Raw genomic sequence first — 16,339 nt, forward strand, 5'->3', positions numbered from 1 at the left:
GTCGTGCCAAGACCTCTCGACGGTATCAAGGTTCTCGATCTTTCGAAGGTGCTCGCCGGGCCGCTCTGCGCGCAATATCTCGGCGATCTCGGCGCCGAGGTCATCAAGGTCGAAGCGGTAGGGCATGGCGACGAGACGCGGGGATGGCCGCCGTTTCCCGCCGCTGGCCTCGGCACCGTGTTCCTGAGCGCCAATCGCAACAAGCGCAGCATTGCGATCGACATGAAATCCGACAAGGGACGCAACCTCGTGCATGAACTCGCGAAGTCGGCCGACGTCGCGATCGAAAGCTTCGGCACCGGTGTGGCAGAGCGGCTCGGTATTGATGCCGTCAGTCTTTGTGCGCTCAATGGCCGGCTGGTCCATTGCAGCATCTCCGGCTTCGGCCGGACGGGCCCGCTCAAGAATTCGCCGGGCTACGACGTGATTTTGCAGGCCTTCAGCGGCATCATGTCGATGACGGGCGACGAGGGCGGCGGCTATATCCGCAGTCCGATTTCCCCGATCGATCAGATGACGGGGGTGCACGCCTTCAGCGGGATTTTGGCCAGCCTGCTGGCGCGCGAGAAGTCGGGCAAGGGCGCGGCGATCCAGGTGTCGTTGTTCGACACCGCGCTTGGGCTTCTCGGCTATAATCTCCAGACATTCTGGGAAAAGGGAACGCAGCCCGCGAAATGCGGCTCCAGCCATGAATCGCTGTGCCCCTATCAGGCCTTCGAGGCCGCAGACGGTCCGATCATGATCGGCGTCGCCAACGACAATCTCTGGCGCAAGTTCTGCGCTGTCGCCGGCCTGAGCGCGATCGTGGACGACCCGAGATTCCGCACCAATGCGGATCGGGTCAGGCATCGCGCCGAGACGCTGCAGCATGTGCAAGCGGTGATCGCCGGCAACAGCGTCGCGCACTGGAATGCCGTGCTCAACGAGGTCGGCATTCCCTGTTCGCCGATCAATACCCTGGCACAGCTGCTGGATCATCCGCACACCCGCGCCAACCAGCGGATCATGCAGTACGATCATCCCGCGGCGGGGCGTCTGAATTGTGTCGGACACCCCGTCACCTTCGTCGGGGAAGCGCGCGAGCCCGGCCTGCCGCCGCCGACGCTCGGACAGCATACCGACGACGTCTTGACGGAAATCGGCCTGTCCGCGGCGAGCATCGCGGAACTGCGTCGCGAGCAGATCGTGGGTTGACTGGCGTGAGGCGGCGGTGCTCCTGCGCCAGTTCATTGTGAAGAACGACAGCAGTGCACCGTCGACGTCGTGGCGGCGCTATTCGTCGAGCAGCTTCCAGGAGGTCTTCTCGAAGATCGCCATCCGCAGGGCGCGGTAGGGGGCATAGTTGTCCATGGAATTCGTCAGCTCGATTCCCGGCAGCAGCATGCCGACCCGGTCCTTGTTGAAGCTGGTTGCCTGGGCGAGCAGGTTCTCGCGCGTCAGATTGTCGCCGCATCGCTGCAAGCCCTTCGCGATGGCCTGCGCATTGATATAGCCGGACAGCGCGACGAAATCGTTCGGGCTGTCGTTCGGCGCCCATTTCTTCATGAAGGCGATGTAGTCCTTCACCTCCTGGTCGTCGGCCCAGGCCGGATCGCTGGCCTGCTTGGCGAACTGGGTCGTGTAGGCGCCCTGAACGATCTCGAAGCCGACTGGCATCAGCACGCCCTGGATCGAGTTGACCGGACTGGCGAGAAACTGGACCGGCTTCCAGTTGATCTCGTTGATCTTCTTGATTGCCTGTGCGGCAAACTTCGGCGTCGCGAAATAGACCAGCGTATCGGCGCCCGACGCCTTGAGCCTGAGCACTTCGGAATCGACCGTGGGAGAGCTGAGCTCGTAGCTCGCTTCCGCCACGATCTTCGCTGCGCTCTCTCCGCCCAGTCCCGTCTTGAGGCCGGTGAGGTAGTCCTTGCCGTAATCGTCGTTCTGATAGAGCACCGCGATCTTTGCGTTGGGCATCTTGTTGAGAATGAATTTGCCGAAGGTTGCGCCTTCCATCTCAAACGGCGGATAGAACGGGACGGTCCACGGGAAATTCTGCGGATCGTTGAAGCGGCGGCCGCCGGCCGAGATGAAGACCTGCGGAACCTTGTTCTGGTTGAGATACTTTTGAACGGCAACGTTGGGCACGGTGCCGACCGTCCCGACCTCGGCGAGCACGCCATCGTCGTCGACCAGCTTGCGGGTCTGCTCGATGGCTTTCGGCGGGCTGTAGGCGTTGTCGAGCGAGATCAGGTTCACTTTCCGCCCGTTGATCCCGCCGGCTTCGTTCAGCATCTGGAAATACCCGGTCATGACCCGGCCATAGCTCGAAAACGCAGATGCCGGTCCGCTGTAGGGGACGGTCTGGCCGATCTTGATCTCGGTGTCGGTAACGCCTGGCCCATAGTGCTTCTCGGCGGCAATGGCATCGACTGCGTGGCACCCCAACAACAGCGCCGAGACCCCAACCAGGGTTGAGACTTTCATGTTTCCCCTCCGTTGTTGCTTGTCGTCCTGCGCATGACATCGAGAGCGTCAGGCGCGGCGATCTGATATAAGTATGCAAGTGTACGATATACGACACAACGGAGATCGCGTCATGCGGTATTTGCCGCGGCGGCTTGTTGCGGCGCGGAGCTCGAGTTGGGAAGCCGCGGCGATCCCGGCTCTTGAACGCGGATCGATCTATGCTATTAGTCGTACTAAAGTGTACTAATTTCCCGATCAGGAAGCGCCGCGTTGAGCCTTCCTGCAATCGAAGGCCGTGGGAGCGAACATGGGGACCTCGAGCGCGACGGCTCTGGCCGCGTTGAAGATCGGAGGGCGAGTTGCCTATGAGCGGCTGGTGCGGCCGAAGGCGCGGCAACATGACGATGTGCCGTGCTCGCCGGGCGCGATCACCACGGAATGGCTGACCGCGGTTCTATGCGGCAAGGTGCCGGGCGCGATGGTGACGCAGGTCGAGGTCAAGCCCGCCAGCGCCGGGACCCATGAACGGCATCGTCTGGTCGTGAGCTATAACGAAGCGGGGAGGCGTGCCGGCCTCCCAGGTTCGATGTTCACCAAGTCGTTGCCGAGTGTCGTCACGAGGATGATCGGCGGGTTCAACGGGACCGCTCGCGCCGAGGGGCGCTTCTACATGCAATTGCGGCCGCAACTCGGAATCGAGGCGCCGGCCGGGTATCATGCTGCATTTGACCCGCGGACGTTTGCCTCGATCCTTCTGCTGGAAGACCTGGTGGCGGCGAAGTCGGCCAGCTTCTGCAGTCACAGGACATACGTCTCCCGCGCCATGGCGGAGGACATGATCGATCTGCTCGCTGCGCTGCATGCCCGGTTCTATGGCGATTCCGCGTTCGCGACCCAGTACCGGTGGGTCGCTGCTTACCCGCGCTGGTTCACTATCGGGGCGCAGAAGATGGATCTGGAGCACTACACACGGAAAGCGTTCGATGCCGCCGCGCGCGTCATTCCGCAGAGCGTTTTGGCGCAGCGTGATGCGGTATGGCCGGCGGCCATGCGTGCGCTCGCCGTGCATGAAAGCCAGCCGCAAGGCTTGCTTCATTCGGACGTGCACATTGGAAACTGGTACCAGACCGGCGCGGGGAAGATGGGCCTGTGCGACTGGCAATGTTTAGCGCGCGGCCACTGGTCGCGCGACGTTGCCTATGCCGTCACGGCGGCACTGACGCCGGAGGATCGCCGCAAATGGGAGAGGGATCTGCTGGCCAGGTACCTCGAGCGCTTCGCCGAGCTGACCGGTTTCAAGCCGGACTTCGACGAGAGCTTCCGCAACTACCGGCAACAGATCGTGCACGCGCTCCTGATGTGGACGATCACACTCTGTCACTCGCCATTGCTGCCGAACATGCAGCCCGAGGATACGACCTTGACAATGATCGGAAGGATGTCAACGGCAATGGCCGATCTGGATTGGTCAAAGGAGTGAAGGTGTCGGGTCACGATCGTGCCGCTCGGCCGCTACTCATCTAGGCGTCGGCGCGACGATATCGATCGGTTGTGGCGTGCCGCTTCGCTGACCATGGCTTTGTCGCGGCAAGAGTCAACTCGGGCGGCTCTTGCCCGCGCTTTTTGCTCTAGTCGGCCGACAGCGGCTCGCCGGTCAGGGACCAACTCTCTCCATCAAATGTCGCGATCCGCAAGGTCCTGAACGGCGTGTAGTCACCGGCCCTGGTTCCGATCGAAACGCCTGGGAGCATCATCGGCAGTCGTTCGCCGCTCAATGAAGTCGCCTGCTTGATCAGGTTCTCGCGTGTCAGGTCGTCGCCGCACCTGCGGAGTGCCAGCGCAACGGCATGTACGTTCATGTAGGCAACCAGCACTGAATAATCGTCCGGATTGGCCGAAGGTGCGTATGTCTTGAGAAAATCCTTGTAGGCCTTGACCTCGTCGTCATTGGCCCAGGCCGGATCACCGGGTTGCTTGAGGAACTGCGTGGTGACGAGCCCCTTCGATGCTTCGAGGCCGGCGGGCTTCAGGATGGTTTCCACCGATGCCGTCGAGCCGCCGATCACGTGCAGCGGCTTCCAGCCGAGCTCGTAGACCTTGCGGATGGATTGTGCCGCGGCCTTCGACGACGACTGCTCGATCAAAGTGTCGACGCCGGCGGCCTTCAGCTGGACGATCTGCGAGTCGATCGTCGGGTCGGCAAGCTCGTAGGAGGCCTGGGCAACGATCAGCTCGGCCTTGGGCCCGAGGCCGGCGCGGAGGCCCTTGAGGTAGTCTTTGCCGTAATCGTCATTCTGGTAGAGCACGCCGATCTTGGCGTCGGGCTTTGCGGTGAGGATGTACTTGGCGACGACGCGGCCTTCGGTCTCGAAGTCCGGATAGAGCGGGATCGTCCACGGAAAGGTTTTGGGATCGTTGAAGCGGCGTCCGCCGGCGGTGATGAACAGCTGCGGCACCTGCTTGGCGTTGAGGTATTTCTGGATCGCGACGTTGGGCGCGGTGCCGATCGTGCCGACTTCGGCCAGGACGCCGACGTCCTCGATCAGCTTGCGCGACTGCTCGACGGCCTTCGGCGCGCTGTAGGCGTTGTCGAGCTGGGTGAAGTTGATCTTGCGGCCGTTGATGCCGCCTTTCGTGTTGAGCATCTCGAAGTAGCCCACGACGGCGCGCCCGGCGCCCGCGCCGAAGGCGGAGGCCGGACCGCTGAGCGGCGTCGATTGTCCGAGCTTGATCTCGGTGTCGCTGACGCCGGGACCATAGGTCTTCTGCGCGTACGCAGGCGCCGCCAGCAGGGCCGACAGCGCGACGGCCGCCAAAGCCCGGTCGATGAGGTAATTCAAGGTCGTTCTCCCTGTAATTCGTTTCTTGTTGAAATTGATCTGCGTTAGCGCAAGAGTTCTCGGGCGATCACCACGCGCTGGATCTGGTTGGTGCCTTCGAAAATCTGCGTCAGCTTGGCGTCGCGCATCATGCGCTCGACCGGGTAGTCCATGGTGTAGCCGTAGCCGCCGAAGATCTGGACCGCGTCGGTCGTGACCTTCATGGCCATGTCGCTGCCGACGCATTTCGCCATGCTCGCGAGCAGGTTGAGCCGCTTCCAGTCGCCGGCATCGCCGGCGCGGGCGCATTCATAGACAAGGGCGCGTGCCGCCTCGATCTGCATGGCCATGTCGGCGAGCATGAACTGCACGCCCTGGAACTCGGCGATCGGCTGCTTGAACTGCTTGCGTTCCTTGGCGTATGCGACGCTCGCATCGAGCGCGCCCTGCGCGAGGCCGACCGACTGGGCGCCGATGGTCGGGCGGTTGAGGTCGAGCGCGCGCATCGACGCACGAAAACCCTTGCCTTCCTCTCCGACGAGGTTTTCGGCCGGAACCCGGACATTGTCGAAGAAGATCGGGGTGTTGGGGGCGCCACGAAAGCCCATCTTGCGCTCGTGGCGGCCGAAGGTGATGCCCGGCATTGTCTTCGGCTCGACAATGAACGCGCTGATTCCGTCGGCACCGGCGCCGTCACTGGTTCGCGCCATCACCACGATGTAATCGGCGGCGACACCATAGCTGCACCATTGCTTGCGGCCGTTGAGGACGTAACTGTCGCCGTCCTTGCGGGCGCGGGTGTTCAGCGCGGCGACATCGGAGCCGGCCTGCGGCTCCGAGATCGCGATGGCGGTGACGACGCCGCCCTCGGCGATGATCGGCAGGTACTTCTTGCGCTGCTCTTCCGAGCCGAAATGCAGCAGCGGCATGATGAACATGGTGTTGAGCGCCGCGATCGATGCGCAGGCGGGCGAGACCTTCGAGATCTCCTCGCGCGCGATGCAGGCCATGGTCAGATTCCCGTTCGGGCCGCCATAGCGCTCCGGTACCCAGAGCTGCATCAGTCCCATCTCGCCGAACAGCTTGACCAGCTCGAGCGGGAAGCGGTCGGTTTCGTCAATTTCGGCGGCGATCGGCGCGACATGTTTGGCGACCATCCTGCGCACGTTGTCGCGGAAGGCGACCTGCTCCTCGGAAAAACTCATGCGAACTCCCGTTTCGTTTTCTTTGCCGGAAGCCAAAAAAAGGGCTTCCATTGAATGGGTGATCCATTTAATAATTCATCGCATGAGCACCAAGTCAAGCCCTCGCGCGCCGCAGCGCTCCCGCACCGCCTCGCCGAACCGGCGGGAGCGGGCCGTCGATCATCGCGCGGCCGGCTCCGCCGCCGCGCCGACATTCAAGCCGATCCACACCAGGCGGACATTCGAGGAGATCTGCGAGCGGATCCGCGAGCAACTGGCGCTCGGCGTGTTGAAGCCCGGCGACAAGCTGCCGGCCGAGCGCGAGCTGGCGCAGCAGCTCGGCGTCAGCCGCAACGTGCTGCGGGAAGCGCTGCGCAGCCTGGAGATGGCCGGCGTGCTGCGGTTGCAGAAGGGTGTCAAGGGCGGCGCCTTCATCCAGCAGGGCGACACGCGCCGCATGAACGAGGTCATGCGCGACATGCTGAGCCTCGGAACGATTTCGGTGCGGGAACTATCCGAGGCGCGGGTCCACGTGCTCGATCTCGTGGTGCAGCTGGCATGCGCGAATGCGCGCCGCGCCGACCTCGACGCGCTGGAAGCCAATATCGAGCGGACCGAGCTTGCCACAAAGGAGGGCCGCTTGCTCGATCGGGTCGAATGCTCCCGCGAATTCTACAAGCTGCTCGCAGCCTCGACCGGCAACAAGGTAATTGCCATGATCGTGGACTCCGTCACCGAGATCCACATGCGCTTCGTCTATGCCAAGGTCGCCTCGAGCGGGGTCGCGATGGCTCGGCTGGCGGAGAAACGGCGGCAATTCCTGGCGGCGCTGAGCGAACGAAACGTGACGCTGGCGAGCCGGCTGCTGCGATCGCACCTAGAAGCCGTGCAGCGAATGCTGGAGCAGGATCCGGGAGCCATGTCGCTACATGTCGCATTGGCCGACGTGCAGCCCGGGATGCGCCGCTAGCGCGCCGTTCTCGCCAATAAATCAACACCTAAACAGCAATAACAATGGAGGCAAACGTGTCCAGCTACGCCAAATATGAATGCCTGACGGTCGAGGTTGCGGACAAGGTCGCGACCGTGACCTTGAACCGCCCGCAGGCACGCAATGCGATCAATCAGAAACTGATCCGCGAGCTGCGCACGATCTGGGACGACCTCGCCGACGATCACGCCGTCAATGCGGTGGTGCTGACCGGTGCCGGCGACTTCTTCAGCGTCGGCGGCGACGTCAAGGCGATGTCGGAGCGGCCGGGCGGCGACGTGCTCGAAGAGGGCGAGGTGCACGACCCCATGATCAGCCGGCGCGGCGTCACCCGGCAGCTCGAGCTCGACAAGCCGATCATCGCCGCGATCAACGGCGACGCCATCGGCCTTGCGGCGACCCATGCGCTGCTCTGCGACATCACGGTGATGGCCGAGGATGCGCGGATTGGCGACACTCATGTGTCGCGTGTCGGCCTGGTCGCGGGCGACGGCGGCACGGTGATCTGGCCGTTGCTGGTGGGCATCAACAAGGCCAAGGAATTCTTGATCCGCGGCACGCTGCTGAAGGGCAATGAGGCGGAGCGGATCGGGCTGGTCAACCATGTCGCGCCGCGCGGCGAGGTATTGGCCAAGGCCCGCGCGATTGCGGTCGAGCTCGCGAGCGGTCCGACCTGGGCCATTCGTTGGACCAAGCTCTCGATCAACCAGATCGTCAAGGAGCGCGTGAACATGCTGCTGGAGGCCTCGATGGCGCTGGAGCAGGTGACGTTCGAGACCGCCGACCACAAGGAAGCGACCATGTCGTTCAAGGAGAAGCGCAAGCCGCGGTTCGGCCAGGCGTAGGCCGGACCCATGGTTGCAACTGAACTGTCGAGCGACGATGTCACGGGGATGCTGCGCGACTCCCTGCGCGGATTCCTCGATGAGCATTGGCGTCCGCGTGGCGCAGCGGCATCGTCCTCGCCGGACGAGTTATCCGCGATCTGGCGCAAGCTGGTCGGGCAGGGCGTAGCCGTGCTCGGGGCAGAGGGCGACGAGGGCGGGCTCGCCGAAATTCTCGTCATCATGACAGAGCTTGGCCGCGCCGGATGTCTCGCGCCGATGTGGTCCGCGGCGCTCGCCAATCTTGCGATCTCGGGATCGCAGATCGACGTCGTGGTGGATCTCCTGGAGCGGCTGCACTCCGGGGGAGCTATCGTCGCCTTCTCGTTCGGTGCGCTGGATCCGGATCCCGGTACGGGCTCGATCGAGGTCACCGACCTCAAGGCAACGGGCGTGCTTCGCTTTGTCGAGGCGGGGGGAAGCGCCACGCATCTTCTGGTCGCGCTCGGTCAGGCCCACCTCGCGCTGGTCGATCTTGGAAATCCCGGTGTCGAAAGCGTCGCAACCCGCGCGATGGGGGCGTGGGGGTCTTGCGAGATCAGGCTGAACGCAGCGCCGGTCACGCTCATTCCCGTAGGAACGGTCGATCTCGGCGATCTCCGTCTCAAGGCCAAGGTCGCACTGACTGCGCGTGCCTATGGCGCCGCCCGGCGAGCATTTGAGCTCGCCGTGGACTACGCCAAGCAACGGCATCAGTTCGGCCAGCCGATCGGAAAATTCCAGGCCATTCAGCACAAGCTCGCAAATAGCCTGATCGCGCTCGAGGGCGTGAGGCTCGTCCTGGAGCATGTCGCCAGACTCCATGATCGCGGCGATGACGACTGGCGATATTTCGCGGACTGTGCATCGGTGTTTTCAAGCGATGCGCTGCGTCGGATTTCGCTGGAGACCCAGCATACATTTGGTGCGATCGGCTATGCCGAGGAGCACGAGGCGCCAATCCATTTCAAGCGCGTGCATCTGGATACAATCGCGCTCGGCGGGGCTTCGGATGTAAAACGCAGACTGGCCGCGCGGCTGCTCGACGCCGGCGGTGCAGGGCTGCCGCAGTACGATCTTGGGTCGGCTGGAAATGCGTTGCGTGAGCAGGTCCGGCTCTGGGTCGAGCAAAACTGGTCCGGAAGCACGAAGGAAGCGTTTGACCAGAGGCCGTTCGCCAAACGCGAGTTCGATGCCGGATTCGCCCGCAACATGGGTGAGACCGGGTGGATCGGCCTCGGATGGCCAGAGCAGTTCGGCGGCCAGGCACGTTCTCCACTGGAGCAGATCGCCTTCATGGAGACGATGGAGCGGGCCGAGGCACCGAGGATCGGCGCGGCGATCCAGGCCAATGCGCTGATGATGTTCGGTACTCCCGAACAGCAGCAAAGATACCTTCCGGAAATCCTGCGCGGCGAAGCCATGCACGGCATGGGTTACAGCGAGCCGCAGGCGGGCTCGGACCTCGCGGCGCTGCGCACCAGCGCGATCAGGGACGGTGACCACTGGGTGATCAACGGCCAGAAGATCTGGACCACCACCTGGTGGGGCAAATACATGTTCCTCGCGGCGCGAACCGACAAGGACGCCAAGCCGCCGCACGCCGGCATCAGCATGTTCATCGTGCCGATGGACGCGCCGGGCATCACGCCCCGTCCGTCTGTCACCATGTATGACGGCACGTTTGCCAACATCTTCTACGACAATGTTCGCATTCCCGCCGAAAACCTGGTTGGCGAGGTCAATGGCGGCTGGAAGGTGCTGACTGGCGCGCTGGCCTTCGAGCGAGGGCTGGTCGGTGGCGGGATCGTCCTGAAGGTGGCGTACGCCTTCGAACAGCTGCGCGCGCATGTGATGGCCAGGGAAGGCGATCGCTTGCTGGCTGATGATCCGATCGTCCGCGACAAGATGGCGATCTTGGCGTCCGAGATCGAGATCGGCCGTCTCTTGATGATGCACTGCGCCGAGCTTGCCGCCGATGGCGTGACGCCGCCGGAATACGGCGCGATCAGCAAGGTGTTCTCCGGAGAACTCATGGAGCGTTTCGGCGAGGCCGCGCTCGACATTCTCGGGATGCGTGCCGCGCTGTCCGAGCAAATGCCCGGCGCGATCGACAACGGTCGCTTCGAGCAGAATCTGCGGCATTCGCTAATGTGGGTGATCAGCATCGGGACCAATGAGATTCAGCGCAGCCTGATCGCGCAGCGGGCGCTCGGGCTGCCGAGGTAGGAGAGATCGGATGCAGAAGGATAGCGACAGGGCGCCACTCGCCGATGTGCGGGTGCTGGATTTTTCCATCATGGTGGCGGGGCCCTATTGCGCGCGGCTGCTCGCCGACGTCGGCGCCGAGGTCATCAAGATCGAGCCGCCGGAAGGTGACGACATGCGGCTGCGGACGCCGCTGCGTGAAGGCCACAGCACGTATTTCGGTCAGCTCAATGCCGGCAAGCGCAGCCTGGCGCTGGACCTGAAGAATCCTGATGCCATCAAGCTCGTGCATCGCATGGTCGTAGAGACGGACATCGTCGTCGAGAATTTCCGCCCCGGTGTCATGGACCGCCTCGGCCTTGGCTACGAGGCGCTTCGCGAGATCAACCCGCGCCTGATCTATTGCTCGATCTCGGGTTATGGCCAGTCAGGCCCTGCGGCCGGGCGCGCGGCTTACGCCATGATCGTGCATGCCGAGAGCGGGTTCGATCACTCCCTGATGCGATACGCCGGTGATCGCGATCGTCCGGCGGCCGGCGCGATCTTTGTCGCCGACATCCTTGGTGGCATTTTCGGCTACTCCGCGATTCAGACCGCGCTGGTCCAGCGTGAACGCACCGGGAAGGGGCAGCGCGTCGACGTCGCCTTGATGGACTGCATGCTGAACCTGCTGGTCTACGAGCTGCAGGAAGCGCAATTCCCGATCCGCTCGCGGCGTCCGACCTATGGGCCGGTCCGCACGCGCGATGGCGATATCCTGATCGCCCCGGTCACCCCGCGCAATTTTGCGGCGTTGTGTGAGGTCACGGGGCAGGACGAGCTGGCGAACGATCCGCGCTTCACGGCCATTCCTGCACGCGGCGCCAACTGGACCGCGATGATGCAGGTGATCGAGCAATGGACCGAGCGCCACACGGTTGCTGAATGCATCGCGGCGCTCGATCGGGCCGGCGTTCCCTGCGCCGAGTACCGGACGCCGGGCGCGGCGCTGACCGATGCGCATCTGCGCCAGCGTGGTGTGTTCGGGACGGTCTCGGATGGTGCCGGTGAATTCGTCGGCGTCAATGCGCCATGGCAGATGTCCGGGGCCGATACGCCGATTGGACGTCACGTTCCTGGGATCGGCGCGCAGCGCGACGATGTGCTGTCGCGAATCCTCGGACTGTCGCCGGAGGCGATCGCGGCACTCGCTGCTGCCGGTACGTTCGGCAAGGCGCCGGCCTAGGAGGGCGGGCATCGCGATCTCAACTGTCCGATGGCGCGTCCGGCGGCGGAGCCTTCGCGATCGCCAGCAGGCATTTCAGGAAATGCGCGCGATCTTCCTTGCGCAGCGGAGCCAGCATGATGTTCTGCAACTCGGCCGCGGCCGGAATAACCGCCAGAAGGGCTTCCTCGCCCTTGGCCGTGATCTGCACCTGCAGCGAGCGGCGGTCTTCCGGGTTGTCCTTCTTGGAGACCAGCCGGCGCGCGACCATCCGCTTCAGCATTTCGCTGAGCGTGTTGCGGTCGCAACTGATCCGGTCCGCCAGCACGGAGGGGGTGAGGGGGCCCAACTGGTAAAGCGCCATCAGCACGCCGAACTGTCGCGGCGTGATGTCGCTCTGCCGCGTCATGCTTTGATAGAGCCCGTCGTAACGGGCCTCCAGCAGCCGCAGCAGAAATCCGACTCCGCCTTCCAGCTGCCAGTTGCGCGCAATGTCTGCGGCCGAACCAATCTTCGTTGCCCTATCGGCTGCCATGCCGTCGCTAAACCCTAGCTGCGATTTACAAATTCGCCTTAGCCGTTAGCAGCTTGGCTGATTGCCCTCAACTCTGCGGTCAACCGCCGCCCAAGCTTGCTCCCGAACGATGCAATCGCTCCCGGCTCTTGTCAGCCTCTTCACCATGTAGTACGTATACGTATCAACGCGGAGACGTCGTGCAGGGAGGTTGAACTTGGACCTGCGTGAGCTGCTGTCGATTCCCTATCTGCTTGAGGCCGAGGCGGTTGAAACCGAACCCGGGCAGTGGCGGGTTCGCCTGACCTATCCGGAGCTGCCGGGATGTACGGCCGAGGCCGCCGTCGTTGAGGACGCCCTGCGGGAGCTGGAGCGGCGGCGTATCGAATTGATCGTCGGCCTCGTGGAGGAGGGCAAGCAGCCTCCAATTCCGCGCAAGCCACTCACCGCATCCGATCCGCTTTGGACCGCACAGGATCTCGGACTGTCCGACCGCGTCGCCGCGCTTCTCGGCGGGGCGGCGGGCCCGGCCACACGCAATTGAAGGAGGCAAACCCATGCTCTCGCGCGAAGACAATGAACGCCTGGTCAGGGTCGGCAAGGGCACGCCGCTCGGTGACCTGTTTCGTCTGTACTGGATTCCCTTCCTGCCGTCGGCGGATCTCGCCAAAGACGGGCAGCCGAAGCGCATCCGGCTGCTGGGTGAGGATTTGGTCGCCTTTCGGGATTCCGAGGGGCGCATCGGATTGGTCGACCAGGCGTGCCCGCATCGCGGCGCGCCGCTGGTCTTTGCGCGAAACGAGGATTGCGGGCTGCGCTGCGTCTATCACGGCTGGAAATTCGACGTCACCGGCGCGGTGACGGACATGCCGGCGGAGCCGGTGCGCAGCCGCCTCAAGGAGCGGGTGCGGATCAAGGCCTATCCCTGCAGGGAACGCAACGGGATGATCTGGACCTACATGGGTCCCGACCAGGCCGAGCTTCCGCCGCTGCCGAACCTCGAATGGAATCTGGTGCCGGCCGAGCAGGTGCACATCTCGGTTCGGGTCCAGGAGTGCAACTGGCTGCAGGCGGTCGAGGGTGAGATCGACTCGGCGCACGCGCCGCTGCTGCACGGGCGGCTGGACGCCCAGGGCACGACGAGCGCCTGGATCCAGAAGCGCGACCTGCGGCCGACCTTCGAATGCATCAAGCAGGACTTCGGCATGAGCATCGCCGCGCGGCGCAACTACGATGCCAACACGCTGTACTGGCGCGTCAACCAGTTCCTTCTGCCGTTCTACACGCTGGTGCCCCCGCTGTCTCCGTTCCCGGATCTGAGCGGGCACGCCTGGGTGCCGATCGATGACGAGAACACGCTCTGCATCATGTTCTCCTATCATCCGTCGGCGCCGCTGCCGGAGAAGACGCGGCAGGTGTTCGTCGAAGGACATAAGGGCCGCGAGAGCGGTCACGCCAGCCGCCACGCCCTCGTCGAGCACCCGGTGACGGTCCCGTACGCGGGCTACTGGACCAAATACAATCCGCAGAACGGTTTCCAATTCGACGATGAGGCGCAGCGGACCACCTGGTTCTCCGGCTTGCCCGGCCTTTGGGTGCAGGACGGCGCCTGCCAGAGTGGTGTCTCGCCGATCTTCGATCGCACCAAGGAGACGCTCTGCTCGAGCGATACCGGCATCGCGATGACGCGGCGCTTCATTCTGGAAGCGCTCGGCGCCCATCGTGATCACGCGATCAGGCCGAAGGGGGTGTCGGACCCCGACGTCTTCATGGTGCGGGCCGTATCGTTGCGGTTGCCGCCGGAGGATTCCTGGGTCGATGTCGGCGCACCATTCATGCGGGCGAAGCTCGGCGCCGATTTCGGGTACGAGCTGTGAGCCCATCCAACCATATGGCTGACACGCAGGAGGTGCTTGTCAAGCGGATCTGCCTCGAGGCCGAGCGGATCAATTCCTACGAGCTGATTGCCCGAACGGGCACCGAATTGGTGCCCTTCACCGCCGGCAGTCATATCGACCTGCATCTGCCGAACGGCATGCTCCGCAGCTACTCGCTGGTGAACGATCAGCGCGAACGGCACCGGTATGTCATTGCGGTCAACAAGGATGCGGAAAGCCGGGGAGGGTCGAGTTTTGTCCATGACACCGTAAGGGTCGGGGACATCATGACGATCTCGAAACCGCGCAACAATTTTGTGCTGCACGAGGACGCCGAGCATTCGATCCTGATCGCAGGCGGAATAGGCATCACGCCGCTGCTGTCGATGATCCGACGGCTGGAGGCGCTTGGACGCAGCTGGGAGCTGTTTTACGCCGCAAGGACGCGTACCGCCGCCGCGTTCCTCGACGAGCTCGCGACGTTTCGGTCCAATCGCTCGAAGACGCAGGTCGATTTCGACGACGAGCGAGCGGGACGGCCCTTCGATCTGCCGGCAATTGTCAGAGGCGCGCCAGTGCACGTACATCTCTATTGCTGCGGTCCGGTACCCATGCTCGAGGCATTCGAGGCGGCGGCTGCCGGTCGCCCGGCCGATCACGTGCATCTGGAGTATTTCAAAGCGCGGGAAGCGCCCGCCATCGAAGGCGGATTCGACATCAAGCTGGCGCGAAGCAGCCGCACGATTGCAGTCGAGCCCGGCAAGACGATCCTCGATGCGTTGCTGGATGCCGGAGTTGCCGCGAACTACGCCTGCACCGAAGGGGTCTGCGGTACCTGCGAAACGCGCGTGCTCGAGGGCATACCCGATCATCGCGACCAGTTCCTGAGCAAGGAAGAGCAGGCGGCGAACAAGAGCGTCATGATCTGCTGCTCGGGTGCCAAATCCCGCACGCTGGTGCTCGATCTCTAGAACAACAACGTCACTAAGAGTGGAAACGATGAAGTATCTTTTGCGCATTGCAGGAATAGCCCTTCTGGCTGTTTGGGCCAGTTCGCCTGCGTCGGCGGACGCTGAGCGTTCCCTGAAGATCGGCGTGCTCAACGACACGTCTGGTCCTTACTCCGACAATGCCGGAGAAGGTTCGGTGACGGCGGCCAAAATGGCCGCAGAAGATTTCATGCGGCTTCATCCCGACTTCAAGGTCGAGATCGTCTCCGCCGACCACCAGAACAAGGCGGATGTCGGCGCCGCAATTGCCCGCCGCTGGATCGACCAGGACAAGGTCGATGCGGTCGCCGACGTGCCGAACTCGGCCGTCGGGCTCGCCGTCAACGAAGTCGTGCGCGGCACCAAGGCGGCACTGATTGCGTCGAGTGCCGCGTCCTCGGACCTGACCGGGAAATACTGTTCGCCCAACACGATCCAGTGGACCTTCGACACCTGGGCGGCCTCGCACACCATCGGTGCCTATCTCGTGCGTCACGGCGGCAAGAAATGGTACTTCATCGCGACCGACAATGCGCTCGGCAAGTCGATGGTGCGCGACGGAACGGCGGTGATCGGCGCCGGCGGCGGCACCGTGCTCGGGTCGGTCAATGTACCCATCAACAATGCGGACTATGCGTCATTCATCCTGCAGGCTGAGGGGTCGGGTGCCGATGTGGTTGCGTTTGCGACCGCCGGCGGTGACACGGTCAGCCTGATCAAGCAATCCGCCGAATTCGGTTTGAAACAGAGTGGACGTACCTTTGCGGCGCTCTTGACCACCACCAACGATGTGGAGTCGAGCGGCCTTGCGGTCGGCGAGGGACTGATTGTCACCCAGCCGTTCTACTGGAACCTCAATGACGCCAGCCGCACCTGGTCGGCCAGGTTCAGCGAGCGTCAGCATGGGCAGTCGCCGACCGCGTTCCATGCTGGCGTCTATTCCTCGGTCCTTGCCTATCTGAACGCGGCGTTGGCGGCTGGAACCAACGACGCGCCGGCGGTCATTCAGAAGCTGAAGGAGAAGCCGGTCGACGATGCTTTGTTCGGTCCGGTCGTGGTCCGCGCGGACGGCCGCGCTATCCACAACATGTACATCTTCAAGGTGAAGAGCCCGAGTGTCTCGAAGAGCAAGTGGGACCTGATGGAGCAGGTCGGCGTGCTCACAGGCCCCGAAGCCTTCCGGCCGCTCGACCAAGGCGGCTGCTCGCTGGTCGAGCCGAAGAGCAATTGACGGTCGAA

General features: G+C 63.6%; 14 protein-coding genes. 10 read left to right on the forward strand and 4 right to left on the reverse strand.

Annotation, left to right across the window (positions count from 1 at the left end):
* Positions 1 to 3 precede the first annotated feature (3 nt).
* Positions 4 to 1,194, forward strand: coding sequence for a CaiB/BaiF CoA transferase family protein (locus tag ACVINW_RS16080; RefSeq protein WP_456752207.1), 1,191 nt, complete (start codon positions 4 to 6; stop codon positions 1,192 to 1,194).
* 78 nt (positions 1,195 to 1,272) lie between these two features.
* Here ACVINW_RS16080 and ACVINW_RS16085 read toward each other — a convergent pair whose 3' ends face one another.
* Positions 1,273 to 2,469 (reverse strand): ABC transporter substrate-binding protein, encoded by a 1,197-nt coding sequence (locus ACVINW_RS16085; protein WP_456752208.1) that lies wholly within the window; start codon positions 2,467 to 2,469, stop codon positions 1,273 to 1,275.
* A 358-nt stretch (positions 2,470 to 2,827) separates the two neighbouring features.
* Here ACVINW_RS16085 and ACVINW_RS16090 point away from each other — a divergent pair, with 358 nt between their 5' ends.
* Positions 2,828 to 3,931 carry a phosphotransferase family protein gene (locus tag ACVINW_RS16090; protein WP_456752209.1) on the forward strand — a complete coding sequence of 368 codons (1,104 nt, stop codon included), beginning with the start codon at positions 2,828 to 2,830 and terminating at the stop codon, positions 3,929 to 3,931.
* 148 nt (positions 3,932 to 4,079) lie between these two features.
* Here the strand turns inward: ACVINW_RS16090 and ACVINW_RS16095 are convergent, their stop codons facing one another.
* A complete protein-coding gene (locus ACVINW_RS16095) occupies positions 4,080 to 5,279 on the reverse strand; it encodes an ABC transporter substrate-binding protein (RefSeq protein WP_456756407.1) in 1,200 nt (399 codons plus the stop codon).
* A 56-nt stretch (positions 5,280 to 5,335) separates the two neighbouring features.
* Entirely contained in the window at positions 5,336 to 6,475 is a 1,140-nt protein-coding gene (locus ACVINW_RS16100; protein WP_456752210.1) for an acyl-CoA dehydrogenase family protein, read from the reverse strand.
* On the opposite strand from ACVINW_RS16100, the gene ACVINW_RS16105 reads away from it, so the two are divergent.
* From ACVINW_RS16105 to ACVINW_RS16120, 4 genes are read left to right on the forward strand one after another with little or no spacing between them, the layout of a single operon-like run.
* Positions 6,474 to 7,424 (forward strand): FadR/GntR family transcriptional regulator, encoded by a 951-nt coding sequence (locus ACVINW_RS16105; protein WP_456752211.1) that lies wholly within the window; start codon positions 6,474 to 6,476, stop codon positions 7,422 to 7,424. The two genes, ACVINW_RS16100 and ACVINW_RS16105, sit on opposite strands and share 2 nt — an antisense overlap.
* Positions 7,425 to 7,480: 56 nt before the next feature.
* Complete coding sequence (locus tag ACVINW_RS16110; RefSeq protein WP_456752212.1) at positions 7,481 to 8,290, forward strand: enoyl-CoA hydratase/isomerase family protein; 810 nt, start codon at positions 7,481 to 7,483, stop codon at positions 8,288 to 8,290.
* Between the two features lie 9 nt (positions 8,291 to 8,299).
* A complete protein-coding gene (locus ACVINW_RS16115) occupies positions 8,300 to 10,537 on the forward strand; it encodes an acyl-CoA dehydrogenase (RefSeq protein ID WP_456752213.1) in 2,238 nt (745 codons plus the stop codon).
* A 10-nt stretch (positions 10,538 to 10,547) separates the two neighbouring features.
* Positions 10,548 to 11,741, forward strand: a complete 1,194-nt coding sequence (locus ACVINW_RS16120; protein ID WP_456752214.1) for a CaiB/BaiF CoA transferase family protein — start codon at positions 10,548 to 10,550, stop codon at positions 11,739 to 11,741.
* A gap of 19 nt (positions 11,742 to 11,760) precedes the next feature.
* Here ACVINW_RS16120 and ACVINW_RS16125 read toward each other — a convergent pair whose 3' ends face one another.
* A complete protein-coding gene (locus ACVINW_RS16125; protein WP_456752215.1) occupies positions 11,761 to 12,255 on the reverse strand; it encodes a MarR family winged helix-turn-helix transcriptional regulator in 495 nt (164 codons plus the stop codon).
* Positions 12,256 to 12,451: 196 nt separating this feature from the next.
* Between ACVINW_RS16125 and ACVINW_RS16130 the strand changes: the two genes are divergently transcribed.
* From ACVINW_RS16130 to ACVINW_RS16145, 4 genes are read left to right on the forward strand one after another with little or no spacing between them, the layout of a single operon-like run.
* Entirely contained in the window at positions 12,452 to 12,778 is a 327-nt protein-coding gene (locus ACVINW_RS16130) for a hypothetical protein (RefSeq protein WP_456752216.1), read from the forward strand.
* A 13-nt stretch (positions 12,779 to 12,791) separates the two neighbouring features.
* Positions 12,792 to 14,111: a Rieske 2Fe-2S domain-containing protein gene (locus ACVINW_RS16135; RefSeq protein ID WP_456752217.1), complete on the forward strand. Its 1,320-nt coding sequence runs from the start codon at positions 12,792 to 12,794 to the stop codon at positions 14,109 to 14,111.
* Positions 14,112 to 14,125: 14 nt separating this feature from the next.
* A complete protein-coding gene (locus ACVINW_RS16140) occupies positions 14,126 to 15,082 on the forward strand; it encodes a PDR/VanB family oxidoreductase (RefSeq protein ID WP_456752218.1) in 957 nt (318 codons plus the stop codon).
* A 28-nt stretch (positions 15,083 to 15,110) separates the two neighbouring features.
* The gene (locus ACVINW_RS16145; RefSeq protein ID WP_456752219.1) at positions 15,111 to 16,331 is read left to right on the forward strand and encodes an ABC transporter substrate-binding protein; all 1,221 of its coding nucleotides are present in this window, start codon (positions 15,111 to 15,113) and stop codon (positions 16,329 to 16,331) included.
* Positions 16,332 to 16,339: the final 8 nt, after the last annotated feature.

Source organism: Bradyrhizobium sp. USDA 4461, assembly GCF_054055655.1.